The organism is Scytonema sp. HK-05, from assembly GCF_963872035.1.
GTDB lineage: Bacteria > Cyanobacteriota > Cyanobacteriia > Cyanobacteriales > Nostocaceae > Kalymmatonema.
This window is the reverse complement of record NZ_CAWMYC010000057.1, coordinates 12,352-39,144: the sequence shown is the minus strand read 5'-3', so window position 1 is coordinate 39,144 and position 26,793 is coordinate 12,352. Positions and strand designations below refer to the sequence as shown.

General features: G+C 42.8%; 23 protein-coding genes and 1 CRISPR repeat array (1 of these 24 only partly in view). Of the genes, 14 read left to right on the top strand and 9 right to left on the bottom strand.

Translation table 11 applies throughout. The annotated features are described in order from the left end of the window. Nucleotides 1-262: 262 nt before the first annotated feature. From clpB to AACT52_RS08885, 5 genes are all read left to right on the top strand, one after another. Nucleotides 263-2,881 (top strand): ATP-dependent chaperone ClpB, encoded by a 2,619-nt coding sequence (gene clpB / locus AACT52_RS08900; RefSeq protein ID WP_073630261.1) that lies wholly within the window; start codon nucleotides 263-265, stop codon nucleotides 2,879-2,881. A gap of 37 nt (nucleotides 2,882-2,918) precedes the next feature. Then, nucleotides 2,919-3,089, top strand: coding sequence for a hypothetical protein (locus AACT52_RS41315; RefSeq protein WP_445263921.1), 171 nt, complete (start codon nucleotides 2,919-2,921; stop codon nucleotides 3,087-3,089). Nucleotides 3,090-3,339: 250 nt separating this feature from the next. Next, complete coding sequence (locus AACT52_RS08895; RefSeq protein WP_233153883.1) at nucleotides 3,340-3,963, top strand: Crp/Fnr family transcriptional regulator; 624 nt, start codon at nucleotides 3,340-3,342, stop codon at nucleotides 3,961-3,963. Nucleotides 3,964-4,060: 97 nt separating this feature from the next. Beyond that, nucleotides 4,061-5,260 (top strand): alpha/beta hydrolase, encoded by a 1,200-nt coding sequence (locus tag AACT52_RS08890; protein WP_073630259.1) that lies wholly within the window; start codon nucleotides 4,061-4,063, stop codon nucleotides 5,258-5,260. Between the two features lie 542 nt (nucleotides 5,261-5,802). Continuing rightward, entirely contained in the window at nucleotides 5,803-6,072 is a 270-nt protein-coding gene (locus AACT52_RS08885) for a GlsB/YeaQ/YmgE family stress response membrane protein (RefSeq protein ID WP_073630257.1), read from the top strand. 93 nt (nucleotides 6,073-6,165) lie between these two features. Here the strand turns inward: AACT52_RS08885 and AACT52_RS08880 are convergent, their stop codons facing one another. Then, on the bottom strand, nucleotides 6,166-7,173 hold the full coding sequence (locus tag AACT52_RS08880) for a phosphodiester glycosidase family protein (RefSeq protein ID WP_073630255.1): 1,008 nt from the start codon (nucleotides 7,171-7,173) through the stop codon (nucleotides 6,166-6,168). 137 nt (nucleotides 7,174-7,310) lie between these two features. On the opposite strand from AACT52_RS08880, the gene AACT52_RS08875 reads away from it, so the two are divergent. After that, nucleotides 7,311-7,940 (top strand): PAP/fibrillin family protein, encoded by a 630-nt coding sequence (locus AACT52_RS08875; protein WP_073630253.1) that lies wholly within the window; start codon nucleotides 7,311-7,313, stop codon nucleotides 7,938-7,940. Nucleotides 7,941-7,976: 36 nt separating this feature from the next. Here the strand turns inward: AACT52_RS08875 and AACT52_RS08870 are convergent, their stop codons facing one another. The 4 genes from AACT52_RS08870 to AACT52_RS08855 all read right to left on the bottom strand — a co-directional run bounded on the left by AACT52_RS08870 (nucleotide 7,977) and on the right by AACT52_RS08855 (nucleotide 12,359). Then, complete coding sequence (locus AACT52_RS08870) at nucleotides 7,977-8,801, bottom strand: EndoU domain-containing protein (protein ID WP_083630216.1); 825 nt, start codon at nucleotides 8,799-8,801, stop codon at nucleotides 7,977-7,979. A 299-nt stretch (nucleotides 8,802-9,100) separates the two neighbouring features. Further along, a complete protein-coding gene (ilvC, locus tag AACT52_RS08865) occupies nucleotides 9,101-10,096 on the bottom strand; it encodes a ketol-acid reductoisomerase (RefSeq protein ID WP_073630251.1) in 996 nt (331 codons plus the stop codon). Between the two features lie 235 nt (nucleotides 10,097-10,331). Next, the gene (locus AACT52_RS08860) at nucleotides 10,332-10,919 is read right to left on the bottom strand and encodes a hypothetical protein (protein WP_073630249.1); all 588 of its coding nucleotides are present in this window, start codon (nucleotides 10,917-10,919) and stop codon (nucleotides 10,332-10,334) included. 573 nt (nucleotides 10,920-11,492) lie between these two features. After that, complete coding sequence (locus AACT52_RS08855; RefSeq protein ID WP_073630247.1) at nucleotides 11,493-12,359, bottom strand: aldo/keto reductase; 867 nt, start codon at nucleotides 12,357-12,359, stop codon at nucleotides 11,493-11,495. Nucleotides 12,360-12,927: 568 nt separating this feature from the next. Between AACT52_RS08855 and AACT52_RS08850 the strand changes: the two genes are divergently transcribed. Then, complete coding sequence (locus tag AACT52_RS08850) at nucleotides 12,928-14,457, top strand: SagB/ThcOx family dehydrogenase (protein ID WP_073630245.1); 1,530 nt, start codon at nucleotides 12,928-12,930, stop codon at nucleotides 14,455-14,457. 364 nt (nucleotides 14,458-14,821) lie between these two features. On the opposite strand, the gene AACT52_RS08845 is transcribed toward AACT52_RS08850, so the two are convergent. Both AACT52_RS08845 and AACT52_RS08840 read right to left on the bottom strand, forming a co-directional pair. Next, nucleotides 14,822-15,472 (bottom strand): Uma2 family endonuclease, encoded by a 651-nt coding sequence (locus AACT52_RS08845; RefSeq protein ID WP_073630243.1) that lies wholly within the window; start codon nucleotides 15,470-15,472, stop codon nucleotides 14,822-14,824. Between the two features lie 39 nt (nucleotides 15,473-15,511). Then, nucleotides 15,512-17,014: a glycosyl hydrolase family 57 gene (locus AACT52_RS08840; RefSeq protein WP_073630241.1), complete on the bottom strand. Its 1,503-nt coding sequence runs from the start codon at nucleotides 17,012-17,014 to the stop codon at nucleotides 15,512-15,514. 478 nt (nucleotides 17,015-17,492) lie between these two features. On the opposite strand from AACT52_RS08840, the gene AACT52_RS08835 reads away from it, so the two are divergent. The 4 genes from AACT52_RS08835 to AACT52_RS08820 all read left to right on the top strand — a co-directional run bounded on the left by AACT52_RS08835 (nucleotide 17,493) and on the right by AACT52_RS08820 (nucleotide 19,351). Then, nucleotides 17,493-18,008 (top strand): hypothetical protein, encoded by a 516-nt coding sequence (locus tag AACT52_RS08835; RefSeq protein ID WP_073630239.1) that lies wholly within the window; start codon nucleotides 17,493-17,495, stop codon nucleotides 18,006-18,008. A gap of 300 nt (nucleotides 18,009-18,308) precedes the next feature. Then, on the top strand, nucleotides 18,309-18,476 hold the full coding sequence (locus tag AACT52_RS08830) for a hypothetical protein (protein ID WP_158054591.1): 168 nt from the start codon (nucleotides 18,309-18,311) through the stop codon (nucleotides 18,474-18,476). Next, nucleotides 18,469-18,921, top strand: coding sequence for a hypothetical protein (locus tag AACT52_RS08825; protein ID WP_073630237.1), 453 nt, complete (start codon nucleotides 18,469-18,471; stop codon nucleotides 18,919-18,921). Before AACT52_RS08830 ends, AACT52_RS08825 begins: the two co-directional genes overlap by 8 nt. Before the next feature lie 148 nt (nucleotides 18,922-19,069). Further along, nucleotides 19,070-19,351, top strand: coding sequence for a peptidase (locus AACT52_RS08820; protein WP_073630236.1), 282 nt, complete (start codon nucleotides 19,070-19,072; stop codon nucleotides 19,349-19,351). A 258-nt stretch (nucleotides 19,352-19,609) separates the two neighbouring features. Here AACT52_RS08820 and AACT52_RS08815 read toward each other — a convergent pair whose 3' ends face one another. After that, nucleotides 19,610-21,007: an amidohydrolase gene (locus AACT52_RS08815; RefSeq protein ID WP_073630234.1), complete on the bottom strand. Its 1,398-nt coding sequence runs from the start codon at nucleotides 21,005-21,007 to the stop codon at nucleotides 19,610-19,612. An 83-nt stretch (nucleotides 21,008-21,090) separates the two neighbouring features. On the opposite strand from AACT52_RS08815, the gene AACT52_RS08810 reads away from it, so the two are divergent. Both AACT52_RS08810 and AACT52_RS08805 read left to right on the top strand, forming a co-directional pair. After that, entirely contained in the window at nucleotides 21,091-21,870 is a 780-nt protein-coding gene (locus AACT52_RS08810) for a cysteine hydrolase family protein (protein ID WP_073630232.1), read from the top strand. Nucleotides 21,871-21,977: 107 nt separating this feature from the next. After that, complete coding sequence (locus AACT52_RS08805) at nucleotides 21,978-22,433, top strand: cupin domain-containing protein (protein WP_073630230.1); 456 nt, start codon at nucleotides 21,978-21,980, stop codon at nucleotides 22,431-22,433. Nucleotides 22,434-22,943: 510 nt separating this feature from the next. Here AACT52_RS08805 and AACT52_RS08800 read toward each other — a convergent pair. Then, nucleotides 22,944-23,315, bottom strand: a complete 372-nt coding sequence (locus AACT52_RS08800; RefSeq protein ID WP_073630228.1) for a GxxExxY protein — start codon at nucleotides 23,313-23,315, stop codon at nucleotides 22,944-22,946. 184 nt (nucleotides 23,316-23,499) lie between these two features. On the opposite strand from AACT52_RS08800, the gene AACT52_RS08795 reads away from it, so the two are divergent. Then, nucleotides 23,500-25,173, top strand: a complete 1,674-nt coding sequence (locus AACT52_RS08795) for a CocE/NonD family hydrolase (protein ID WP_073630414.1) — start codon at nucleotides 23,500-23,502, stop codon at nucleotides 25,171-25,173. A 254-nt stretch (nucleotides 25,174-25,427) separates the two neighbouring features. After that, nucleotides 25,428-26,793: direct repeats of the CRISPR family, unit length 37 nt; unit sequence GTTACAATTTCCACGAATCCCTATTAGGGATTGAAAC (it continues 966 nt past the right edge of the window).

Genomic DNA, 26,793 nt, shown 5'->3' with positions numbered 1-26,793 from the left:
GCGCGAACACCGATCCAGTGATTTGCGCCCCTGTTTGTACAATCACGGTATCAAAACAAAACTTATTCTTCTTCTGTTTGGACTTACTCGGCGCTTGCAGTCAATCAGCACTCATTGGACGGTAATACTCCTGGAGAAAGACGTGAACACCGATCCAGTGAGTTGCCCCCCTCTCTTTACAATGACCATATAAGAACAAACCATACACTTGTTCTATCTGCGCTTTTTGTGCGCTTGGAGTAGTTATTTCCTAGAAAAGCCTATGCAACCAACTAATCCAAACCAATTTACAGAAAAAGCCTGGGAAGCGATCGCGCACACGCCAGATATTGCGAAACAATATCAACAACAGCAGATTGAAAGCGAACACCTGATGAAAGCGCTGTTGGATCAAGAAGGTCTTACCAGCGGTATTTTTACCAAAGCGGGTGCTAATCTGCAAAAACTACGCGATCGCACAGAACAATTTATCCAACGTCACCCTAAAGTCTCTGGTAGCAGCAGTTCAGTATACTTGGGACGGAGTTTAGATACTCTTCTTGATCGGGCTGAAGGGTATCGCAAAGAGTTTCAAGACGAGTATATCTCCATTGAACATTTATTGCTAGCTTATGCCAAAGATGACCGCTTTGGCAAAGGGTTATTCCAAGAATTTGGGTTAGACGAAGGAAAGCTAAAGAATATCATTAAACAAGTTCGAGGAAATCAGAAAGTGACCGACCAAAATCCAGAAGGCAAATACGAAGCACTGGAGAAATATGGGCGTGACCTCACCGAAGCTGCTCGTCAAGGTAAACTTGACCCAGTGATTGGACGTGATGATGAAATTCGGCGGACTATCCAAATTCTCTCTCGCCGTACCAAGAATAACCCTGTACTCATTGGTGAACCGGGCGTTGGGAAAACTGCGATCGCCGAAGGACTCGCACAGCGGATAGTCGCCGGTGATGTACCTCAGTCCCTGAAAGACCGTAAACTCATAGCATTAGATATGGGTGCTTTGATTGCAGGGGCAAAATTCCGGGGTGAATTTGAAGAACGCCTCAAAGCAGTCTTAAAAGAAGTTACCGAGTCCGGCGGGAATATAGTTTTATTTATTGATGAAATTCATACCGTTGTCGGCGCTGGTGCGACTCAAGGCGCAATGGACGCTGGTAACTTGTTAAAACCGATGTTGGCGCGGGGTGAACTGCGCTGTATCGGGGCGACAACTTTAGACGAATACCGTAAATATATTGAAAAAGACGCTGCTTTGGAAAGACGCTTCCAGCAGGTTTATGTGGATCAACCCTCTGTGGAAGATACCATTTCCATTTTGCGCGGTTTGAAAGAACGGTATGAAGTTCACCACGGGGTGAAAATTTCCGATAGTTCTTTAGTTGCAGCAGCGACATTGTCAAGTCGCTATATAAGCGATCGCTTCTTACCAGACAAAGCAATTGACTTGGTAGACGAAGCTGCGGCACGCTTGAAAATGGAGATTACCTCCAAACCAGAAGAACTCGACGAAATCGACCGCAAGATTCTGCAATTAGAAATGGAGAGGCTGTCGCTGCAAAAAGAAAGTAATGCAGCTTCTCGTGAACGGCTAGAAAGACTAGAAAAAGAACTTGCGGATCTCAAAGAAGAACAAAGAACACTCAATAGCCAATGGCAGTCTGAAAAAGACATTATCACCAAAATTCAGTCTGTCAAAGAAGAAATTGACCGTGTGAACTTGGAAATTCAGCAAGCAGAACGCGACTACGACCTCAACCGCGCTGCTGAGTTAAAATACGGCAAGTTAACCAGTTTGCATCGGGATTTGGAAGCAGTCGAAACTGAACTTGCTCAAGCACAACGCAGTGGAAAATCTTTATTGCGCGAAGAAGTTACTGAAGCTGACATTGCGGAAGTGATTTCTAAGTGGACGGGGATTCCGATCAGCAAGTTGGTAGAATCTGAGAAAGAAAAGCTGCTGCACTTAGAAGATGAACTGCACCGTCGCGTCATTGGACAACATGAAGCGGTGACAGCGGTAGCAGATGCTATTCAGCGTTCTCGTGCTGGACTTGCTGATCCCAATCGTCCTATAGCCAGCTTTATTTTCCTTGGTCCTACGGGTGTAGGGAAAACCGAATTGGCGAAAGCGCTGGCGGCGTATATGTTCGACACCGAAGAAGCGCTGGTACGGATAGATATGTCCGAGTACATGGAGAAACACGCCGTTTCTCGCCTCATCGGTGCGCCTCCCGGATACGTGGGTTACGATGAAGGCGGACAACTTACGGAATCAATTCGTCGTCGTCCTTACGCGGTGCTTCTGTTCGACGAAATCGAAAAAGCACATCCGGATGTCTTTAACATCTTCCTGCAAATTCTCGATGATGGGCGCGTCACTGATGCCCAAGGTCATACGGTGGACTTTAAGAACACCGTGATCATCATGACCAGCAACATCGGTTCACAGTACATTTTAGATGTGGCGGGTGATGACTCACGCTATGACGAAATGCGCCATCGGGTGATGGAGGCGATGCGGAATAGCTTCCGTCCAGAGTTCCTCAACCGCATTGACGAAACGATTATCTTCCATGCATTGCAGAAACAGGAATTGCGCCAGATTGTGCAGTTGCAAGTAAATAGACTACGGCAAAGATTGAGCGATCGCAAGATGTCGCTCAAACTCTCAGATGCTGCTCTTGACTTTTTGGCAGAGGTAGGGTATGACCCTGTATTTGGAGCGCGTCCGCTGAAGCGAGCAATTCAACGCGAGTTAGAAACTCAAATTGCCAAAGCTATCTTGCGCGGCGAATTCAACGACGGCGACACCATCTTTGTGGATATCGAGAATGAGCGTCTTTCCTTTAAGCGCTTACCTGCGGAGGTGTTTACAGCTTAATTAGGTGAATAAATAACAAACACGCAAAGGTGCAAAGTTGAATAATTGCACCTTTGCGTTTTTTTGTATAGAAATCATCGCAAAGGTGGCGATCGCCGGTATACTGCCGAGGCGTTTCTTCCAGAAACGCCTCCCCTGCTCTGAAAGAGCAGGGTTGGGTGAAACCATGACACGCACAGGACAACATCCACTCGCGTGTACTCCTTAAGGTCCCACAGATATCTGTGGAGGGAGCATGCATAGGCGGTTATTCTCAACTACTCGTACTTGTTGAAAGATTTACCCGCCTTTAAAGCCAAGGAAGTCCTGTTTTGTCGTTTGAAAAATGTAGCGCCAACCGCACGGAGTGCGGTTGGGCAGTAGGGCGCGCTACGCGCTCGCCTCATATTATTAAGAAGCAGCCAGACGTTTTTAACTGATATCATGTCCGATTAAATAACCTTATATTATCTGTCAAAATGGAACTAAACTTTGGAATTCAAAATATTAGTAAGAAGCGGATGATGCAACAACAATTTTATGACTTTATTTCTAAGCTTCTGCCCGAGCACGAGATTGAACTTGCTAAGGTTGATCGCTATCTCAAGACACGGGAGATCAACAAAGGAGATTATTTATTTGCTGAAGGAGAGATTTGCCAATTCATTGGTTTCATCATCAAGGGCTGCTTCCGCATCTTTATTCTTAAGGATGACAAGGAAATCACCTTTGACTTTTTTGTAGAGGATCAGCCGATCGGCGACTACGAAAGTTACTTCCGCAAACAGCCGACACAATTTTATTTTCAAGCGGTTGAAACCTCAAAGCTCCTGATTCTGAATGACACTTGCCTCAATCTGCTGTTTGAGGAATCGCAAAACGGGCAACGACTTCAAAGGTTGGTGGTAGAAATACTCTTTTTCAGATTCCGTGATTCATTGCTGTCCCTTTACATGGACAAACCGGAGGAACGGTACCTTAAATTGGTTCAGACTAAGCCAGAGTTATTGCGGCGAATTCCACAATACTATCTGGCTTCCTACCTGAGACTTGAGCCAGAGTCTCTCAGTCGCTTGAAGCGGCGTATCTTGTCGCGATCGTAAAACAAACCCAGTGCAGCTTAACTCACGTCAATGACAAGCTATTGTGCCGTTCTATAAGGTTGAAGCATAGTCTTCAAACCTGCATGCGAAGGTCAATATGACAACTCAACCTCTCTCACGTCAACAACTAGTTCAAAAGGCGATCGCCCATGTTGGCTACTACGATCTGCATCCCGATATCAGCCTCAACTTTCAATTTAATCGTTGGGTTCAATGGCTTGGAGAAGCATCTGTTTTAGAAGATATGCAAACTGTTGCACCCAAGATCAAAACCTATGCAGACTTGCGACGTGAATTTTTGGCTCTCAGTGAGCAAGCCCTTGATCAGGATCGCCCCTTACCGGCTGCCTACTACCTACGCACGGCGGAATTCTTTGTTTGGGCAGATGATCCCCAGAAGCGTCCCATGCGCCATCGCTTTATTCAAATGATGCGGCAGTGCTATGGCATCACTGGGAATGAGCAGTACCAAATTCCTTACCAAACAGGTTTTCTCCCAGCTTATCGCTTCACTATGCAACAATCCAAAGCCACCCTTGTTCTCTTTGGAGGGTATGACAGCTACATTGAAGAGTTTTTTCCAATCGCTTTTTTCTTTGTTGAAGCCGGATACGAGGTTGTCATCTTTGAAGGTCCAGGGCAAGGGGGTGCTTTAGAAGATGCAGGTCTAGCAATGGTTCCAAACTGGGAAGATCCAGTCAAAATAGTGTTAGATTATTTTGGACTCAACGACGTTATTCTCATGGGCATTTCCCTTGGTGGTGGACTGGTGATTCGAGCCGCAGCTTTTGAGCCGAGAGTCCGCTATGTCATTGCAGATGACATTTTTTGTGATTCCCTTGAAGTCCTTTTAAGATCGCTTTGTGCAACATTAAAAACCCAAGTTGAACAGTATTTAACTGAGCAGGCTGCCGATCCGCTTAATACGTTGTTGAACAAACTCATGCCTCAAAGTCCCATTCTCGATTGGGGAATCCGACAGGGAATGCACGTAATGGGTACAACGACTCCCTACGAGTTTCTTCAAGCTACCCAAGCCTACAATACAATTGAGATATCGAATCGCATTAGAGCAGATGTGTTATTGCTAGCAGGCAGTGAGGATCATTATGTCCCACTCCATCAGTTGTATCGACAAGCAGAAGCCTTAACGAATGTGCGCTCGCTCACTACAAGAGTTTTCACACGTGCTGAACAGGCACAAAACCATGTTCATGTTGGCAATTTAGGCTTATCTCTTCGCTTTATTGCCAATTGGCTTGAGCGAATGATTCACGAACAAAGCTTACTTCCTTAGTAGCAAGAACACGAGAGAAGACACTGTTGGCGAATTCAACGATGGTGACACCATCTTTGTGGATATCGAGAATGAGCGCCTTTCCTTCAAGCGCTTACCTGCGGAGGTGTTTACCAAAGAAAGGCAGAGGGCAGAGGGCAGCTATGCTGAAGGAAAGAAGGTAAGCTTTGATACAAAAATAAGTCCTCTGTTCTCTGCCATAAGGTTTAAAGCCCCCTAACTTATGGATGGAGAAAAATAAAAAAGTGCGAACTTTATTAAATCGAACGTATTCATTCGTGGGGACGCCTTCAGCATAGCTGCCTTCGTACTTCTGCCTTCTTAAAGCTTAATCAATAATCTCACGCAAAGACGAGCCAGCGCTGCAGGAGGAGCGCTAGCCATGTAGCCAGGTTTCCCGCGCCCCGGTGACTCTAAGTTGCATGACTATTGTTCTCTTCCTAAAGAGAATGCCAAATTGTTTCTCATGAAAGATGAAGAGGAAATATTGCATAAGCTTAAATAAAAAGTGTTAGTAAAAGACATGGTAAGGAATTAGAACAATGAATCTTATTGCTTGGGTAGTTTTAGGTCTTCTGGCTGGTGCTATTGCCAAGGCAATCTATCCTGGTTATCAAGGTGGTGGAATTCTAGCTACTATAATCTTAGGAATTGTTGGTGCTTTCATTGGTGGAACATTAGTCAACATACTGCAAACTGGAAGTTTGGCATTGACTTCTGCATCTCTGACTCTTCCTGGTTTGTTCGTTGCAGTATTGGGTGCAATTATCGCTATTTTCTTGTACTACAAATTTGCCCGCAGAGCATACTAATGTTCTCTGAGTCACTTAGAAATATTTTGAGCAACACCCATAGTGATAATAGCCTCTGCATCAGCAGAGGATTTTTATTGCTAAATTTTCATTCTAAGGAACTGTCTCACCTGAATAACCAATCCCTTTTTCTTGAACCAGTAAAACTGACTTCACGGGTCGCTTGATGAAATTTCCATCCAAATCAACCTTTCCATAAAAACTCTTGCCGTTGTAATAGAGGGAAGAAGAACTTCCACCATCGAGATTCATCGCTTTTTGGACGCCCAAGCTTTTCAGAAAATCTGCAAGTGCTGGCAATGACATCCCAGAATTAGTAGGAGTCTTTGGCTTTTGCGCTACCATTACCAAAACAATGCTGCCATCACGAGTGATACCCATAGCACTCCTGGCGTTGCGTTGGGTGCTACCTAAGGCGTCTCGGGAATTAGCAGAATCCACAAAGCCTTCTTGCTTTAAGGTTAATTCTGGCAGTAGCTGGGGACCGCCACCCAATGCATCGATTAACTGGCAACCTGTTGGTGGTGGCGCATTACGCAAAACAATGTCATAGCGGACAGCTTGCCCACACAAGTAGCGCCGGAATTCGCTACGGTTAAGTATTTTAGCAAGGTAAGGTTTTAGGTTGGGATTGTTTATGAGGCGCTCGTTTTGCCTAGGATCAGCTACAAACTTTTGTTGCAGGACAACAACTGACGTAGTTTTTTGGTTATTTGGGTCAAAAAAGCCACCGTTTATGATGGCGATCGCCTTTGGCACTTCCCCGTTCGGACTTCGGCGTGAGCGCTCAGTCGAATGCTGAGCGCTCACGGCCAAGCCTTGGGCAATCGCTCGATGTTTCTGAGCAAACTCTTCTACAGTGTTTAGATGTGGCGACAATGCAGGTGTAACCAAAAACCGACTCTGAGATGGAATCAACAGAATGTGCACTTCGCTTTGTGCTAAACTTCGCTGTTCATAACGGATAGTTTTTTCTGATAATGATGTTTCTTTTGGTACAACCGCACTTCCTAGTACAGAGTGTTGTGGGGAACGCCAGATAAATAGCACCAGCATCCCCAAACTCATGAGCGCTCCTAAAAACAGCCAGATTTTTCTCATCGTTCAACCGCTGAACAATCCTATGAAGATATAGTGTCTCTAGTTGTAGCAGTCCATAGGCGATCATCGCTCTTGCCCTTATCCTCCTTAAGCTGTAAACATTCTTAAGACACAAGAAGATTATGGGGAGAGAATTTATGGAACATAGCACACTAGGAAACCTCAAACAAGAGTTGATTTCTATTTCAGCGGCTACCGACATTGGCTTTAACTGCACAAGAGCGATTAAGCAGCAAATCGAGACATTAGCGCAAAACATTGAAGCTCTTAATCAAAACACTGAACCTACAAGCCATATGGAGTTGGTGCAAGGACGCTGGCGGCTTCTGTACAGCACGTTTGGACTAGAACGGGAAACAAATCTTTCTAGTCTTTCTTTTGGAAAGCTGCCGAATGTGGCGGTTAGCGTTACTGGTATCTTCCAAGAGATTTATACTGCTGGTCAGCAGTACAAAAACCTTATTGAATTTACGGTTCCCTCTGGTGTCAAAGGTATTACTGTAGTTACAGGGCGCTACACAGTAGCGGACTCCAGGCGTCTGGTCATTGATTTCTTGGAAACTTCCGTTATCAGAGCCACCGAGGATTTGAGTGACTCCGCTTTTCGAGAAGCTTTAGGAGTAGAGCAAAACTCCGCTCTCGAATCCACACTTTCTGGAAATGGCTGGTCGGATATTACCTTTTTGGATGAAAATTTGCGCCTTATGCGTGGCAATCAGCAGAATTTGTATGTGCTGGTACGAGCCGACTCTCGGCTAACAGAATAGTCAACCCACTTGCCACACACGTTTGCGTTTTTTGATTTAAGAACCTTGACATTTTTCACCTTTAGGGGTGGCATCTGGGTAAAAGGTAATTATCGCTTTTTCTTTCCTCACAAAAACTGCGGGGAAACTTTTTCCTGTTTCTTGGTCTTGTACATTAAAAATACAAGCTCCGTCTGTATCACCTTGAAGTTTAAAGATTTTGGTTGCGTCTAAAAGTATTTCTTGGGCTGTGCTTTGGTAGCCATAGCCTTTGATAACATCCCTAACAGTTTGATCGCCCTGTTTAATGACAACACCCATCGTATAAATCAGACCTGGAACAACTTCTTCTCGTTGGGAATTATTTGGCAGTCGTCCTGCGATTTCCTTATTTTGTAATTCTAAATATCTGCCATAAAAATGCAACCCGCCGATATCATTGGCGTTATATATTTCTCCACAAAAAATGTGTTCAAATCCTTTATTTTTGAACCAAATATCAGTTAAGTCTTGCAAAAAATCTTCTTTATTTTTACGACCGGGACGCAGTTCACCGTCAGTCACTTTCTGAAGTTTTTCTAACACATCTGGGTAATAGGATAAAAGTTGTCTAAATTTATTGGAACTGACTTTGGTACCTATAGAACCACAGGTATTTAGTACAGCTTTATCAAAAGGGTTGAGTTTAGGTGCTGGCGGTGAGATGTCTAGCTTTTCCCCTGGTGGAAAACCAACAGGAACTGGGTTATTTTCATTATCAAAAAAAGGTATAAGTTTGGTATCTTGCTGTTGAGCGTAAACTGGATTATGCAACCAAACTGGGGAGGCAAATAGAAGGAGAGCAAATCCGGCTTTTACCCACTTGACTATATGTGTCACCATATTTGATTACATAAATTGATACTTTTGGAAGCTCCGCTTTTACTATATCAACTGGCAGAGCGACTTTAACAGTGAACAGTGAACAGTAAACAGTTATCAGTTAAATACGAGTGGTCGCGCCTCCCCCACCAAGAGCGTGGAAGGCGTTGGTGGCGGGTCGCGCATCCCCCACCATACGCCGTCAGGACTCAGGACTGATAACTGATAACTGATAACTGTTTTAACGGCATTCCCAGGCAGAACCTGGGAACGAGTGTAGGTGGGTATATGCCCTACCTACTGGTCAATCCAAAATCGGATTAATCCTTCTTCAACCAACTGAACATAGCACGTAAATCTTTGCCGACTTCCTCAATAGGATGTTCGGCTTCTTGACGACGCATGGCGGTAAATCCAGGTTTACCAGCTTGGTTTTCTAAAACAAATTCCCGTGCAAATTGACCAGCTTGAATTTCTTGCAGAATTTTACGCATTTCTGCTTTGGTTTGGTCATTAACAATCCGAGGTCCACGGGTATAGTCGCCATATTCAGCGGTATTGGAAATGCTGTCGCGCATTTTGGCTAAGCCACCTTCCACAACCAAGTCAACAATCAATTTGACTTCATGGAGACATTCAAAATAAGCTAACTCTGGCTGATAACCTGCTTCTACCAAAGTTTCAAAACCGGCTTTGATTAAGGCACTTAAACCACCGCACAATACTGCTTGTTCACCAAACAAATCGGTTTCGGTTTCTTCGCGGAAAGTTGTTTCGAGAATACCGGCGCGGGTTCCACCGATACCTCTAGCGTATGCCATCGCGCGATCGCGTGCTTGACCGCTAGCATCCTGGTACACTGCAAACAGAGCCGGTACACCTTGCCCCTGTTCATAAGTCCGGCGTACCAAATGTCCTGGTCCCTTGGGTGCAACCATCACCACATCCACGTTAGCAGGTGGCACGACTTGACCAAAGTGGATATTGAAGCCGTGAGCAAATGCTAAAACATTTCCTTCTTCCAGATTGGGTTCAATCTCGTTTTTGTAAACGGTTTTTTGCACCTCATCTGGCAACAAAATCATAATGAAGTCAGCAGCCTTGGCAGCATCTGCAACATTTTTCACAGTCAGCCCAGAAGCTTCAGCCTTCTGGGCTGACTTACTGCCCGGATATAGCCCAACAATCACATTCAAACCACTATCTTTAAGATTAAGGGCGTGGGCGTGACCTTGGGAACCATAACCGATGATGGCGATGGTTTTCTGTGCCAAAAGGTCTAAATTAGCATCTTCGTCGTAGTACATCCGGGCCATAATATCTTCTCCAGTCAGCAAGCATCGTGATTCATTGCAAGGGTATGATTTTACCGCAAAACTTGACCCCACCCGCCAATTGTTAAAACAGTACCAGCCGCAGTACCAGCCGCAGTGCGTATGGTGGGGGATTTAAACCCGCCACCAACGCTCTCTGGTCCAATTGGTGGGGGACTTAAACATGCAAAGGATGAAACTGATAACTGATAACTGATAACTGGTAACTGTTAAAACTCTATTGCCATAAGTTACCCAGCATCCATCCCAGTGCCAATCCAAACGCTGCGGTTCCAGTCATAACTAGCATAGCAGCATTGAAACTACTTAAATATTTCTTTAACCTTCGCCCGGCTTTGTTGAAAGTCACTATTAAATTGCAATACAAAACTAAACGGATAATCGGTTGCCAACCGATTATCATCCACAGCAAGATTATCAAAATGGCTGTTAAAGCTGGAACTACAATTCCACGCGTGCTTGCTACATCTATCAATAAAAAAGCGAAAAATAAAAAGTTTATACCATACAGAATTATCGTGAATTTTGAAATATCGGGCAAAGGTAAAATACATAAACTAAAAGCTAAAACAGAACGTGAAATAACTAAAATAAGTACCAATATCCAAGTCTTTTTGGAAAGACGACTATAAATAATAGAAGCTAAGGGAAAAACAGCAAAATAAATGACAATAGGCACAGAAGCAGAAGATACTTTGATTAACCAACCGTTAAAGACATTGATGCATAAAAAAGCAATTAACCAACCCCAATCTTTTAATATCCTGCTCAGGAAAAATTTGTGAAAGTTTTCACTAAAATTCATGTTTTCTCTCGCGGCTTTAAAAGGTAAAATAGCTGTTTTTCTTGATTGGAGTCAAATTTCTTATCAGCAATCTCTTCATAAAAGTTGATAAATCAAGTACATATAGTCATCCTATTGGATTTGTGAAATAGACATTTTTCACGAACCACAAAGAACACAGAGAACGCAGAGTAAAGACTAACACAAAATTTTACAAATCATTCAGGAATACTATAGTCTTTTTGTTTATTATTTATGCAGGAAAAGCTTGTCAAGCAGATTATATTAGATTTGCGAAAAAACCAAGCATAAAAAAATCTGTTATTTCAAACAGATTTAATCAGTGATTTTTATATTTTTGTGATTATCCCATTCTGCCTTTAATCAGTTGAGTCAAGAACACCGAAACCCAACCATTTAAACATTTGTTGTTGGGTGGTCACTATAGCATGACTGATAGAATTCGTGAAGATAGACGTTTTGTCGGCTATTGTCCATATTCCAAGACGGATTAACGAAAATTTCACAAATTAAATGAGATTGCTTTATAGTTCAACCCAACATACGCTGACTGCGGAAGGCAAGGTAATGTTTTTAGGTTTGGCGATCTATTCTTTGTACTTCGTCATCAGATAATTTCACATCGACAGCACGCACTGTATCTTCGATGCTGTTCGTTTTGCTTGCACCAGGAATAGGCAAGATACAAGGGGACTTGGAACGCAACCACGCTAGGACAATACCGTACACAGATACGCCTTTTTCCTTTGCTAGTTTGGCGATCGCCTCAATATCTTCCAAGCCCTGATGGCGACGACTACCTCCAAAGGGACTCCAAGGTAGAAACGTCAAACTCTCATTTTCACAATACTCTAGCACACCATCAAACTCCGGTTGGCGATACCAAGGGTTGTACTGATTTTGCACTGAGACAATATCAACCACATCCCGCGCCCGCTTGATTTGTTCCACGGAAAAGTTGGAAACTCCCACGAACCGAATCAAACCCGCCTCCACCGCTTCTTTGGCTGGTGCGAGGGATTCTTCTATGGTGTAATCTGGGTCAGGAGCGTGATATTGCCAGACATCAATCGGTTTATTGCCACCCAAAGCCTCAAAGCTGATGCGGATAGTTTCACGTAAATGCTGCGGGTTCCCGTTGCGCGTCCAATTCCCATTAGGACGCATCAAGCCGCCTTTCGTTGCTACAACAACATGACTCACATCGCCATTATAAGTTTGTAAAGCTTTGTGAATCAGTCGCTCGTTGTGGTGCTTGTCTGATTCATCTTTGCAGTAGGAGTCAGCGGTGTCAATAAACGTGATACCCAAATCCAAGGCACGATAGATGACATCAATTGACTGCGGTTCTGGGGGACGAGTGCTTATGGACATCGGCATAGCCCCTAAACCAATCGCACTTACGGAGACACCTGTTTTTCCTAGCTGTTTTGTTTCCATTTTTCTAAAGTTTCAGCGTCATTACTTGGATGATAACTTCGCGCTAAGACGCTAAGAAAAACTTTGCATTTTTACGTCTGACGCAACAGGTAAAAGAAAATGACTGTTACACAAATTGCAACAATGCCAGAAATAGGTTTTTGGTTCAGCCATACTTGCAATACGTTCATCTATCTATGGGTAGGTTATGAGTGGCTTGAGTCATGTAATACGTAAATCAACTGTCATCTATGGTTTGACTCGTTGGCGGCGGAATCCACAATCTGTAGCATCAACACCAGAATCGAGTAACTCTGATAGATTTAGTTAGGGGTGTAAGGGTGTAGGAGAATTTATCATGAATCCGAATGTTGAATTGTTCTACATTCCACTCTCTGAAGGGGATTTGTAAATTAAAAATTGAAAATCAAAATGAATGAATATTGCATTTTTTATCAAAAATTAAACAGCCCCTGCTCGCCTTATTCCCTTGTGTTCTCCTGTGTTTGCTCATCATTTGTACTAATTAAGACTAAATGATGAGCCTCTAAAATGCCAAGATATGTAGCAGAAGCATATTTAAACTCTTATGCCAGAACTACGCCACTCGATTGCTCAGCACTACCACGAACGCACTAAGTACGACCCAGAGACTATCGCCTCTAAGAATAAGGGGTTAGACTGGTCTAAGCAGCCGGTGCCGTTCAAAGAGTACAAAATAGGCTCTGCTTATGACCTCAAACCCTATATCCAAGAAAAACCGGAAGCCTTTGTTGATAATACAGATGCTCAGTGGTGGCAGAGGTTGTCACGGCTACTGTTTTGTAGCTATGGACTAACGGCAAAAATGCCTTCAATGGGAAGTGCGGTATATTTAAGATCTGCACCGAGTGCGGGTGGCTTGTACCCTGCGGAGATGTATATCGTTTCCCGTGGCACACCATTGTTGCCACCAGGACTGTATAATTACCAGTGTCGAACTCACTCTCTCATGCACTATTGGGAAAGTGATGTTTGGCAGAAGCTGCAAGAAGCTTGTTTTTGGCATCCTACTTTGCAAAATAGCCAGTTGGCAATTGTTATTACTTCGGTTTTCTATCGTTCAGCGTGGCGATATGAAGATAGGGCTTACCGACGAATTTTTTTGGATACAGGACACCTGTTGGGTAATATTGAGTTAGCTGGCGCTGTGACTAACTATCGCCCTCATCTGATAGGTGGCTTTGTGGATGAGGCGGTGAACGAACTCCTATACATCGATTCCCGACAGGAAGGTGCGATCGCAGTTCTTCCCCTAGCAGACTTGCTGGATATGAAGCAATTACCCACAGGGCGAACCGCCTTACCGTCTGCTACGGAAACTAACTATCCTCAAATTCCCGATGGTGAACTCCTCACGTATTTTCATTTGCGCACACAGATTCAAGCAGGGACAACGGGTAAGCTGAATTTGCCCCCAGTCAAACAAGAAAAATCCTTGGAAGATAAATATAACTTTCCTTTCTGTGAAAAAATTCCTACCGCCACCAAGCCGATTGATTGGGGAAATAAACTCGAAGGGCTAGAAGTTACCATTCTCAAGCGGCGTTCTACCCGCGCTTACAGTGGTGAGGATTTAACCTTCGAGGAACTGACAGGTTTACTCGATTTTACTTACCAACCTCAAAATTATATTGACCAAGGTTTTGATCATGCAACCGATTATTTTGACCTGAGTTTAATACAAACATTTATTGCTGTGTCTGGGGTAACAGGTCTTGAGGCAGGGTGTTACTATTACGCACCTAAAGTGCAAGAATTGCGACAAATTCGTTTTAAAAATTTCAGAAAAGAGTTACACTTTCTCTGTTTGGGACAAGAGTTAGGAAGGGATGCAGCAGCAGTCGTTTTTCATACAGCCGATTTAAAATCATCTGTGGCTCAGTATGGCGATCGCGTTTACCGTTATCTGCACATGGATGCCGGTCATTTGGGACAAAGGCTCAATTTAGCAGCGATTCGCCTTGGTTTAGGCGTCAGTGGTATCGGCGGATTCTTCGATGATCAAGTCAATGAAGTTTTAGGTATTCCTGGAGACGAGGCGGTGTTGTATATTACCACACTGGGAAGACAGAGGTAAAATTTACGAAGCGCCAAAGCGCTAAAAAGAGTCTTTGTGTCATTGGAGTTCCAAAAAACTCACAAGCGATCGCACTGATTGATCAACTCTCAAAAGTGCGATCGCGCCCCGGTGGGCACTTCGTGCCATCGCGATTCGGGGCAGTGCGCTTTGCCCAATCGCCTTGTTCCCAGTTAGAGACTGGGAATACTATTAACACGCTCTGCCTGCCTTATACTTACGGCAGAGCCGCTTGAACCGTATTTCCAGGTTCCACCTGGAAACGAGATTAAAGACAGGGTTTTGGCTTAAGTTGACACCAATGTTCTATGCCGTACCCATACCATGTGCGTGTATTCTATGCAAATAAGAATCGCTATAATTTTTACTGATTAAATGTCGCCAGTAACCAACGACTAATAGCGCCATCATCTTCAGTTTGAGAACGCCTGAGGGCTTCTTCAACTAGGACAATTTCCAACCTTGGTAAGACTTGAGATTCCCGAATAGAAGTACTTTCTGTTTCAGACAAAGAAGAAGCAATAACCTTGCTAGTATTGACATCAACAACCCAATACTCTTGCACTCCCAAGCGTTGATACAGTTTTTGTTTGCGCTCCGTATCGTCCTCCAAAGAGGAAGCTGCAATCTCAACAACCAATGTAGGTGGAGCTAACTCATTAAGATTGACGGGAGAATTATTTCGCGGAGGAAATGTCAAATTTGTCCCTATGTAGAAAGCAATATCAGGCTGAGTTCCGCGAACTTTAGCTTTTCTAAAACTAGTATTTGTTAGCTCCAAAATTGGAATACTTTTGATAGCTGCATATAATACAATCACGGTTGAAACAATAGAATTATCACGACCGTGTGCAAAACCTAGTGCAGCCATTTCAATCCTCATGTAACCTTGGTCGTAATAAAATCTACCACTTTCCAAGGTTGGATCATCCGCAAAGGTCAGAAACTCTTCCCACGTCGCCTCAACCCAGGTATCAGTGGGAATAGTATCTATGGTAGGGAGGGGATTAACCATACCTGTGAACTTCCTGCTGTGTCTTCTCTGCTATTTAGCCTAGCTTACTCCCAGCAGCGCTTCACCTCGTCGGTAAAGTTCACGAGCAAAATCAGTCCACATTCCCTGTCCCCAATACCGGAAACAACTGGTTTGCAATAATAAGTTGTACAGCAAGGCTTCCTGATAATCAGAACTCTGTGTCACTGAAGGGTCTTGCTGCACGAGTGTATCATATTTTTCATGAAACAAAGCGCTCAGTTTCTTCATCGGATCTAAAACATTTTCATAGCCTTTAACCCAACTTAAAGAATTTGTCCAAGAAGCACCATCCATATGAAATTGATGGTCTGTTTCTTTTAATTCTGCTATTGCTTTTTCTACTGCTTCTGGTGTTGCCTTTTCTGTGTCTACTCGCTGCCAAATTTTGTGTTGTTGTACAGCTTGACAAGTCGGATAATCGTCAGGATTAGCACCAGCAGCCTCAATTAATTCTAAATATTCGGTACCATTCAGTGCAACCACTCCCGAATGATTACCTCCTGAGTCGCGAATTTCATGATATACCCTAATCAAATCGCGGGGATATTCATTCATCATCACCCCGCCATTTTCCCCATCGGCGATTTGGGTGACTAAAGAAGGAATGTTCACATTTCCAATTTGCTGTTTCCCTCTTCCTTTTGCCTCAAAATAAGGCTGCATTTGAGCGACTAATTTTGTATCAGAACCTTGGGTTTTAATTAATGCTGTGATGCTGATGGTTTCACCCTTGGAATTCCGAGCAACCAACCGATTGGGAATATATTTCTCGTCATGGTGTAGCCCAGAACCATCCAGACGTTCTACTGAATGTTCTTGCACCATCAGCCAACGATACCCGCATTCTTTCAAAGCTTTGATATATTCAAACAGCGTATCTGGATGATTGGGCAAGTGCATTTCTGGCGGAGAAAAGCCTTTGACTCGCTTGAGAGCATCATAGCCAAAAATTGCTGCAAAATAATGTTGCCACGCTTGAATATGCAGTTTAATGTCGGGAATTGGTGTGGAAGGAATAACCGCATGACTCCACATGGTTCCTAACCATTCAACATGCGGTTGATACTGGGGATCACAGGTAATGCGTTTAAGGTTGTTGAGGATATCTTCTCGTCCCATTTGTCGTAATCCCCACAACAAATTACCCGAATAATCGAGCATAATTCGAGGATTGCAACCTTCACTCACAAGTTGGGGGATAAAATCTCCCATACGGCTGTAGCACCAGGCAAATGGTTCTGCGTTGTGGTTATCTCCTTGGTTGGGATGTTCAAACATATACTGGAGATTGCTGATCAGTTCCCCATGAGTACCAGCAGGAATTGTGGGTTGATGCATATGCAGGGCGCAAGCAAACCCAGCTGTGATATTTTCTAAGGATTGATTTGTGTTATTTAAAAACACAGGATTATCCTGTTGAACCACCGAACGAATTTCTGCTTCCCAACCGCAAATATTTGGCAATCCTGTGCGGAATTCTTCTAAAACAGGTAAGTTCGCAAATGGTGTTGTTGCAGTCATAATAATTATCTCAATTTTTAGATTTTATTGAAAGAAGAAACCAGCAAGCAGAAGCGGTAACAGCAGAAGGACAGACGCAATCAAGACGAGAGTTCCCGGATCAATCTTAATTTGTGGATCGCGCATTTTACACTCTCTTGGATCATAAATATTACAAACGAGTCACGAAAAAAAATAGTATTTTTACTTAGTTACAGTTTGACTTAGATCAGAAAGCTAACACAATGTTTAGCAACTCAAACTTTTATTTGACTCATCAGGTTAATAGTATACCTAGTGTAAGGTTTAATCAATAGCTTTTTAATTTATGACAAGAAAAATAATTTGAGTAAGTCGGTACAAATTTTGTACACATTTACCTAATCTGCTTTAGAAGTAGGGTTATATTTGATGATTGTAGAACCTTTAGTAAAGAACAATTATAATTAATTTCATTCGAGCCAAATCATTAACTTTTACAGTTATCAGGAGAAGAATCGTGACTCAAGATTACTCAGCTAAATGGTGGGCAGTATTTATATGTATTGCTTTTATCGAAGCAGTGCTGCTCATTTTGTTAATTTCTAGACAACCGACTCCACTACTATTTGTAGCAATCATTGCGATCGCATTTTTGTTATTTCTCATTCCTCAGCTTGATGAGGTTATTGCATTGACTTTTGACAGAGGAAAGCTAGAAAGTAAGATAAATTCCATCGGGAAGAAAGTTTCTACAACTAAGGCAAGAAGTGACAAGCTAGTTTTGTTATCTATGTCAAAATCGATGTATGATACTCTCAAGAAACTTGCAGCAGGAAGCTTTAGTCCTTATCAAATAAGTGATGTTCTAGAAAGAGAACTTTATCACCTTAAGGATATAGGGTATATAGAGGTAGGTAGAATTCGTGACATTCCGTATGAAGGGAATAATCTTTCAGAATATTTGAAAGTAACAGATTCTGGTAAGCAATTTATCGAACTTCGTAAGAGTGTAGAGGAAGAAAGTAAAGGTTAATGTTAACTTGATTTCCTTAAGCCAGGGAAATCTACACTTAATTTTCTTTTAGTGTGACGTGACAACTTATATGTGGTTTGAGTCATGTAACCCACACCTCAAAGAGCGAAAAATTGCTCAACTACAGCACGAAATCCTGGCAATACAGGACTCATTCATTAGACTTCTTGCACAAATAGCACTAAATATATAGCGGTTTTGGTGTTGTATGAAATATAGCTCTTGTGGGGTGGGCATCTTGCCCGCCCTAATCTAGAGGACAGGTGAGGACACCTGTCCCACAAGAAAATTAGAATTGCAATGTATTTATCTTCCGCATACAGTGTGACAGCTCGCTTTAAAATACGGCGATCGCCTACGCCGGGTACTCGATGCGATCGCCTCAGGCAGATCTTCCGGAGCATCGCGCCTCACAATCCAAAATGCGTTACCCTAGGATATGTAGTGCTGCAAATTACAAGTGTATAAAAGTAAAATTACCTACGTTTTATTTACACTGACCTTACTCATTATCCTTAGCTGGACAACCATCGCAAAGCTACCAAACAGGTTGACTTGCCAGCAATCAAATGTTGTTCGAGCAACAGGTGAGAGACACTATACACATCCCGAGAAAATTGTGATTGAGCCTTGGCGGGGTGAACATCACGTTTACGCGATTTTCATGATTCCCGGTGGGTATCTCAATGATAAGTTATTTACAGTCACAATAAAAGGCGTTGGCAGTTTCTGCGGAGAACTTGATTTTGGTGGTACTACCGTTGCCTATGGCGTTACTGCCAAACCAGGACATTACTTGATGAAAGCATTATTCTTGACTCGAGCTACTGTTTGGCTCATTGCTCAAGGAAAGGAAGATGAGTTAAAGCAGCCAGCTAACTGGAGACTGGGTTATGGAAAGATAGAAAAATAAGGATGAAAGGTAAAAATCAACTGTACTTCATTCCTTTACACTTTCTGACTTTTGTGAAATCCGTTCTGCTGCTTCACAGCTTCTGGATTTTTTATGTCTTACTTTTCAATGAAAACTGCTAACTAAAAGTGATTTTACATAATGACTTATGATTCGTAGTTTTCGCCGATACCATCGCCAGATTGCCATTGCTTTATGCCTACCATTATTTCTCACTGTGCTTACTGGTATGGGGTATACTATTACGAACGAATGGTTCCATCAGCATGACTTCGGTGAATTTCTCCTCAAAATCCACACCTTGGAAATCTTGCATTTAGAAGAAATTTATCCGCTTTTAAATGGTTTCGGATTAGTCGGTTTATTAATTACTGGTTTAAGTATGACAGGTTTATTTGACAAACAAGTTGATAGAAATACACCGGGTTGAAGCTAAAAGCTAAAAGGGATTATTTCATATTCAATGGCTAGGCATTTGGAAATTGCTCATGTTATAAAATGTAACAGATGAGTGGTTGATAAAACAATCAAATAACTCATCCGCTACAACATGGGTTGTCAATCTTTGCCTAAGGCAAGTCATAACAATTCATAAGCTACGGCATCATCCATTCAAAATTAATACCCCATACCTATTTCAGGGAATTCAAGATTTTCCTCATTAATTTTGAACCCGTGAATGAGCGAGTTATAAACCCATGACTGCACGATAATGAGCTTCAATTTGAGCAACAGTCTCAGACTTGCGCTTTGTATGCCATTGACTGTGATTGAATAGTTGTTGCCCCAAATCATCGACGTTAATAGTAGTTACTTTACCATCAGCGACTATTTGCTTGCCATTCACCCACACACTGTGTACAACATTGGTGGGACGACCAAGAATTAATAAACCAATCGGGTCTGTACGGGGTAAGAGTGATAAGCTGGTGAGGTCATACATCACCAAATCGGCTTTTTTACCAACGGTGAGAGAACCGAGTTTGTCAGCGATGTTTAACCCCTTTGCGCCACCCAAAGATGCCATCTCCACCGATTGACGAGGTGTAATCCAGTGCTGATAATCTAAATCTGTGACGTTGTGCAGTAGGGAACCGATTTTGATGGCTTCTAGTAAGTCTTGCGAATCATTGCTTGATGCGCCATCACAACCAAAACTCACGTTGACTCCGGCTTGGCGATATTTCAAAATGGGAGCGATGCCACTACCCAAACGCAAGTTACTTAAGGGATTGTGGACAACTGTGGATTTGGTTTCGGCTAGGATGCCAATGTCGGTGTCAGTCAAATGGACGCAATGAGCAAGGGATGTGCGATCGCTCAAATAACCAATACGCTTCAAATGTTCAACCGCACTACAGCCGTATTTTTCTTGCGCTAATTTTTCTTGCGCTTTGGTTTCCAGTAAGTGCGAGTGACGGCAAAGATTGTACTGATTGCTTAATTCACTACACCCCTCAAACAAGGCATCAGAACACAACTGTATTCCTGTGGGGGCAACTAAAATACTTACACCCTCATCCGGGCGGTGAAACTGTCTGACTGCTTCTTCTATTAAATCCAGTGTAGCCTGTGTTGAGCGAAAATAAGGCTCGTGATTTTGCTCGGTTTCTCCAGATGGTATCCCAGCGGTGAGAGATTCATCTTGAATCAGGGGGGAGACAAAGGCGCGAATGCCAACTTCTCTATAAGCACGAACGGCGGTAGCAATTGTTTCTAACTCTTTGCCTGGAATAAGGATGAGATGATCTACGACACTTGTACCACCAGTGAGTAGGGTTTCTACTGCCGTTCCCAAAGCACTCAGGTAAACTTTTTCTATATTAAGGGGGACAAAGTCGTAGAGTTCAGCTAGCCATAATTCTAATGGAAAAGGTGGGATCGCTCCCCGTTGCCACATTTCCGACGAGTGGGTGTGGGCGTTGAAAAATCCTGGTAGGAGGAGTTTATTTTCACCGTTAATTGCTGTACCGACAACCTCTAAACCGGGTGCAATAGCGGCGATCGCCCCGTCTACAACTTGCACATCCACGGTTGCATAATCATCAACAGTCGCAATCAAAACATTTTGGATAGTAAAGTTCACGATTTTAACCTTGATTAAGTAATTAAACGTTCGGGAGATTTTCAAGCTACAAAATAAAGAATGGTGTTGGGTATTGGAATCTTATGGATATGCCTCTTCGGAATTTAGGAATTGCACCAAACGCATGGGCGGTAAACCATACGTTTGCAGATATCACTCGTCCTCCTCAAACCCCACAACCCGTTATCTTATCAACAGAAACCAAAACCCTGCGCCTTGACTTGGCAAAAGCTGCCATCCTCGTTATTGATATGCAAAATGACTTCTGCCATCCCGATGGCTGGTTGGCGCATATCGGTGTGGATGTCACCCCAGCAAGAAAACCCATTGAACCTTTACAAAACTTATTACCTGTACTTCGCGAGAAGGGCGTCCCCGTAATCTGGATTAATTGGGGAAATCGTCCCGACTTACTCAATATTAGTGCTAGTGTGCTTCACGTCTACAACCCCACAGGTGAAGGCGTCGGCTTGGGTGATCCACTGCCCAGTAACGGTGCTAAAGTACTTATGGCGGGTAGTTGGGCTGCGGCGGTGGTAGATGAACTCGAACAATTACCCGAAGATATTCGTGTCGATAAGTACCGCATGAGTGGTTTCTGGGATACGCCCCTAGATAGTATCCTGCGGAACTTGGGAAGAACGACACTATTTTTTACAGGTGTCAATGCTGACCAATGTGTGATGTGGACCTTGCAAGATGCTAACTTCTTAGGATATGACTGCTTGTTAGTCAAAGATTGTACCGCCACAACTTCTCCTGATTATTGCTGGCTGGCGACACTCTACAACGTCAAGCAGTGCTTTGGCTTTGTCACCGACTCCCAAGCGATTTCAGTAGCACTTGAACAAAGTGCTGAGTAGTCCTGTTTGTTAGTTACTATTTAACCATGCAACGAACAATTGACACCTCAAAACTCAGGACTCGCAACCTAGAACTTTTATAAGTAAGACATATAAGGAGATAAATAATGCGTACCACTAGTTGTGTAATTCCCGTTGTCAAGTCTCCTAAAGATTACCAAGCATATCGTATCAGTCCCGATGACACAAATCGCTTGGCAATTATCTTCGATACTGCAAGTGCAAATACTTCCTTGACTTGTTGCGTAGAAATTTTTGATGTTGATGGCAAAACACCCCCAAACCGTCATCAATGGGCGGTAGAAATGTTTTTTGTCCTTAAAGGAGAAGGAACCGCAATTTGTGACGGCAAAAGTGTGCCAATTAAAGCCGGAGATAGTTTGTTAGTCCCTCCTACTGGCACTCATTTGATTAAAAATACTGGTTCTAGTCGGTTATATACGCTGACTTTTATGGTTCCTAATGAAGATTTTTCGGAATTAATTCGTAGTGGTATACCAGTGGAGTTGGATGAGGAAGATATGGCGGTGTTGGGGAGAGTGGATAGGTTAATGCCGTATTGAAAAGATTAAAAAACCACAGATGGACACAGATAGACACAGATGTTTTTCTTATCTATCTGTGTTTTTATTTTTTGTATCAGTGGATTTGGTTCAGGAAGATATGATGGTGTTGCGGAGGGTGGATAGGTTAATGCTGTATTGAAAAGATTAAAAAACCACAGATGGACACAGATGGACACAGATGTTTTTCTTATCTATCTGTGTTTTTATTTTTTGTATCAGTGGAGTTGGAGCAGGAAGATATGATGGTGTTGCGGAGGGTGGATAGGTTAATGCTGTATTGAAAAGATTAAAAAACCACAGATGGACACAGATGGACACAGATGTTTTTCTTATCTATCTGTGTTTTTATTTTTTGTATCAGTGGAGTTGGAGCAGGAAGATATGATGGTGTTGCGGAGGGTGGATAGGTTAATGCTGTATTGAAAAGATTAAAAAACCACAGATGGACACAGATGGACACAGATGTTTTTCTTGTCTGTGTGTATCTGGGTTTATCTGTGTTTTTATTTATTGTATAATCCGCTTAACTTCAACTTTAGGATTACCAAAATTCATAAGTAAACAAAGTTTGAGTCGAGCAGCTTTTAAGTAGCTAAGACACTGGGCAAAGTGGATTGACTCTAAAGTCTTGACTGCTTTAAGTTCTACCAGTACACAATCCTCTACTAGCAAATCAGCAAAATATTCTCCAACTATAATGCCATCATATAGTACTTCTATCCTGTACTGTTGTTTTACCCGCAGACCAGCTTTTCGCAACTCATGAGCAAATGCATTTTCATACACCTTTTCCAAAAATCCAGCACCCAAAACATTACTCACTTTATACGCACATCCAAGAATTTTCTGCGTAAGTCTATCAATATCATCTGTGTCCATCTGTGTCCATCTGTGGTTTAATTAATTCCTCCATCATATCCATGCTAAAAATCCATATACACACATCCAAGAATTTTCTGCGTAAATCTATCAATATCATCTGTGTCCATCTGTGTCCATCTGTGGTTTAATTAATTCCTCGCTCATAACCATGCTCAAAGTTCATCCCAAAAAAACGGCATCCATGCTGACACGTGATGGTGTGCGATTGGATGCAGACATCTACCGCCCCGATGCTGAAGGCAAATTTCCCGTGTTATTAATGCGACAACCCTATGGTAGGGCGATCGCCTCTACTGTTGTCTACGCCCATCCTACTTGGTACGCTGCCCACGGCTACATCGTAGTTATTCAAGATGTCCGGGGACGCGGTACATCACAAGGAGAATTCAAACTCTTTGCCCACGAAATTGAAGATGGAGAATATACAGTAAAGTGGGCAGCAAATCTACCAGGAAGTAATGGCAATGTGGGGATGTATGGCTTTTCGTACCAGGGAATGACTCAACTATATGCTGCTGCTGCCAAACCAAGCGCCCTAAAAACAATTTGCCCTGCTATGATTGGCTATGATTTGTATACAGATTGGGCTTATGAAGGAGGCGCTTTCTGCTTACAAAGTAATCTTGCTTGGGCAATTCAATTAGCTACAGAAACCGCCCGCATAAAAAAAGATAAAAACGCTTATCAAGCGCTTCTTGCGGCTTCGCGCCATCTGCCTTTACATGATCCAATTCCCACTGATCCAGAAATCTTGAAGAATTTTGCCCCAGACTCGTTTTATCACGAATGGTTGGCACATTCTCAACCCGATGAATATTGGAAAAAACTTTCCCCCAAAACACACCTCAAAAATGTTGATTTGCCCATGTTCCACATTGGGGGATGGTTTGATACGTACCTGCGCGGCACTCTAAATTTATATAAGGATATGGCGGCAAGAAGCGCATACCGACAACAACTATTAGTCGGACCTTGGGCGCATTTGCCTTGGAACCGCAAAGTCGGTGCCGTTGACTTTGGTGTCAACGCGGCGAGTCCTGTAGATAGGATGCAATTATGCTGGTTTGACCAGTTCCTTAAAGGTGTGGATACAGGATTACTGAATGAGTTGCCTATCTGGCTATTCGAGATGGGAAGTAATTTATGGCAACGTTTTCCCACTTTATTTAAATTAAACGGGCGATCTGCTGAAAGCAGCAGCGCTGAGTCCAAAGCACACGCTCCGCGTTCGCGTAGCGTCTCCGAAGGAGATACGCTATCGTATTTTTTGTCAACCACTGGACTTGCTAGTATCAGCGAAGGCGAAGGCATTCTCACCACAACTTGTCCGGAAACTTCTACCCATGACGTATTAGTTCATGACCCTTGGCGACCCGTTCCATCATTAGGTGGTCATGCTGGAATTCCTGCCGGGTGTTTTGACAGAACGCATATCGATTCCCGTTCAGATGTCTTAACTTATACGACTGAACCTCTTGAGACAGACCTGTTTCTGGCGGGTGATGTTGTAGTTGAAGTCTATTGTGTATCCGACAAACCCAGTTATGATTTATGTGCAGTGCTGTCAGATGTTTACCCTGATGGACGAGTCTACAATTTAACCCAAGGTTATCTTCGTTGCTCAGACGGAACTCATCTGGTCAAAAGAACAATTCAATTGCAAGCAACTTGTGCGAAAATTTCCATAGGTCATGCCTTGCGTTTGAGTTTGAGTGCAGCGTGTTTCCCGGCTTATGCGATGAATCCTGGGAATAATTCAGCATTCGGTATAGATGCTGAAATTATCACATTGATGGTAAGTTGCGGGGGTGAGAGTTCATCGCAAATTTTATTGCCTGTCGTACCATCATCTTGATTCATCTGCGCGGAGGGGTGGGTGTTTTTTTGGACTGAAGTCAAAAAATCGCTGAACATCAAATGACACAAGACTTTGGGCAGATAATAACCAATTTCTCATCCGCGCAACCTCTCAAAAGCTTGCCAATTCAAGGTTTTTGCTTGTATGATTTAGGAGAAAGTTTGAGACTTGCGTCTGAAAACGGTATTCTTTTACCCATTCGCGCAACTGAACCTAGAAAAGTAAATATAGTAAGGATTTCCGGTGCCTGCGTTACAATTTCCACGAATCCCTATTAGGGATTGAAACTTAATTGCTTGAGAAGAAGACATGGACAGAGTTGGTTACAATTTCCACGAATCCCTATTAGGGATTGAAACTTATCTGCCCAAACATCTTCCTCCACCTTGGCGATGGTTACAATTTCCACGAATCCCTATTAGGGATTGAAACGCAGCAAAGGTATCGGCACTGAAAAATAAAGTATGTTACAATTTCCACGAATCCCTATTAGGGATTGAAACGAGCTAACCTTTCGGCATCACTACGGCTAATACGTTACAATTTCCACGAATCCCTATTAGGGATTGAAACAAGAACATCACATACTTGGGCAATAACTTCTTCGGGTTACAATTTCCACGAATCCCTATTAGGGATTGAAACTAGAAATAAAGTCTGGAGGCACAGAAAAGAACTGGGTTACAATTTCCACGAATCCCTATTAGGGATTGAAACAGATACTGGTGAATTTTAACGCGCCTTGCTGAACGTCTGTTACAATTTCCACGAATCCCTATTAGGGATTGAAACGTCTTCACTTGTTCTAGCTCAATGGTCTTATCCGGTTACAATTTCCACGAATCCCTATTAGGGATTGAAACATACGCTAAGTTGTTTAGTTTCTCACTTACTCTTCTGTTACAATTTCCACGAATCCCTATTAGGGATTGAAACCAATTAGTTCCTTTGGCAAAGTTAAGGCTTTTCCCGTTACAATTTCCACGAATCCCTATTAGGGATTGAAACTAGAAAGGAGTGTCAATAGTGGTAACTCGGAAAAATTACAATTTCCACGAATCCCTATTAGGGATTGAAACAATACCGTTAACCATCGCGAAGCTCTACTGCAAGCGTTACAATTTCCACGAATCCCTATTAGGGATTGAAACCCAAGGAAATACCTACATTGCACTACCGCTAAGAGTTACAATTTCCACGAATCCCTATTAGGGATTGAAACTGGGAGCCAGCGTTACTCCTTTTGCGATCGCTCGTTACAATTTCCACGAATCCCTATTAGGGATTGAAACTTTTATAAGAATTACTCTCGACGCCTTGAGAATGGTTACAATTTCCACGAATCCCTATTAGGGATTGAAACATCTTTAATGTGGTGGCTGCTATTTTTTACGCTGTTACAATTTCCACGAATCCCTATTAGGGATTGAAACCCGCTTTGTTTGCCCCTAGGGCAGTTTTTGCAATGGAATTACAATTTCCACGAATCCCTATTAGGGATTGAAACATTTTTCTACACAAGATGAAGCAGTTAGTGCAAGATTACAATTTCCACGAATCCCTATTAGGGATTGAAACAGGAAGTACTCTTTTATGTAATAGCATATCAAATCGTTA

Coding starts and splice junctions, on each gene's coding strand:
- AACT52_RS08860 (WP_073630249.1), bottom strand. CDS start 10,919: ATGAATTTTAGTGAAAACTTTCACAAATTTTTCCTGAGCAGGATATTA.
- AACT52_RS08845 (WP_073630243.1), bottom strand. CDS start 15,472: ATGGTTAATCCCCTCCCTACCATAGATACTATTCCCACTGATACCTGG.
- AACT52_RS08855 (WP_073630247.1), bottom strand. CDS start 12,359: ATGGAAACAAAACAGCTAGGAAAAACAGGTGTCTCCGTAAGTGCGATT.
- AACT52_RS08840 (WP_073630241.1), bottom strand. CDS start 17,014: ATGACTGCAACAACACCATTTGCGAACTTACCTGTTTTAGAAGAATTC.
- AACT52_RS08820 (WP_073630236.1), top strand. CDS start 19,070: ATGATTCGTAGTTTTCGCCGATACCATCGCCAGATTGCCATTGCTTTA.
- AACT52_RS08885 (WP_073630257.1), top strand. CDS start 5,803: ATGAATCTTATTGCTTGGGTAGTTTTAGGTCTTCTGGCTGGTGCTATT.
- AACT52_RS08880 (WP_073630255.1), bottom strand. CDS start 7,173: ATGAGAAAAATCTGGCTGTTTTTAGGAGCGCTCATGAGTTTGGGGATG.
- AACT52_RS08895 (WP_233153883.1), top strand. CDS start 3,340: ATGGAACTAAACTTTGGAATTCAAAATATTAGTAAGAAGCGGATGATG.
- AACT52_RS08810 (WP_073630232.1), top strand. CDS start 21,091: ATGGATATGCCTCTTCGGAATTTAGGAATTGCACCAAACGCATGGGCG.
- AACT52_RS08805 (WP_073630230.1), top strand. CDS start 21,978: ATGCGTACCACTAGTTGTGTAATTCCCGTTGTCAAGTCTCCTAAAGAT.
- AACT52_RS08850 (WP_073630245.1), top strand. CDS start 12,928: ATGCCAGAACTACGCCACTCGATTGCTCAGCACTACCACGAACGCACT.
- AACT52_RS08875 (WP_073630253.1), top strand. CDS start 7,311: ATGGAACATAGCACACTAGGAAACCTCAAACAAGAGTTGATTTCTATT.
- clpB (WP_073630261.1), top strand. CDS start 263: ATGCAACCAACTAATCCAAACCAATTTACAGAAAAAGCCTGGGAAGCG.
- ilvC (WP_073630251.1), bottom strand. CDS start 10,096: ATGGCCCGGATGTACTACGACGAAGATGCTAATTTAGACCTTTTGGCA.
- AACT52_RS08795 (WP_073630414.1), top strand. CDS start 23,500: ATGCTGACACGTGATGGTGTGCGATTGGATGCAGACATCTACCGCCCC.
- AACT52_RS08830 (WP_158054591.1), top strand. CDS start 18,309: ATGTATTTATCTTCCGCATACAGTGTGACAGCTCGCTTTAAAATACGG.
- AACT52_RS08890 (WP_073630259.1), top strand. CDS start 4,061: ATGACAACTCAACCTCTCTCACGTCAACAACTAGTTCAAAAGGCGATC.
- AACT52_RS08800 (WP_073630228.1), bottom strand. CDS start 23,315: ATGGACACAGATGATATTGATAGACTTACGCAGAAAATTCTTGGATGT.
- AACT52_RS08870 (WP_083630216.1), bottom strand. CDS start 8,801: ATGGTGACACATATAGTCAAGTGGGTAAAAGCCGGATTTGCTCTCCTT.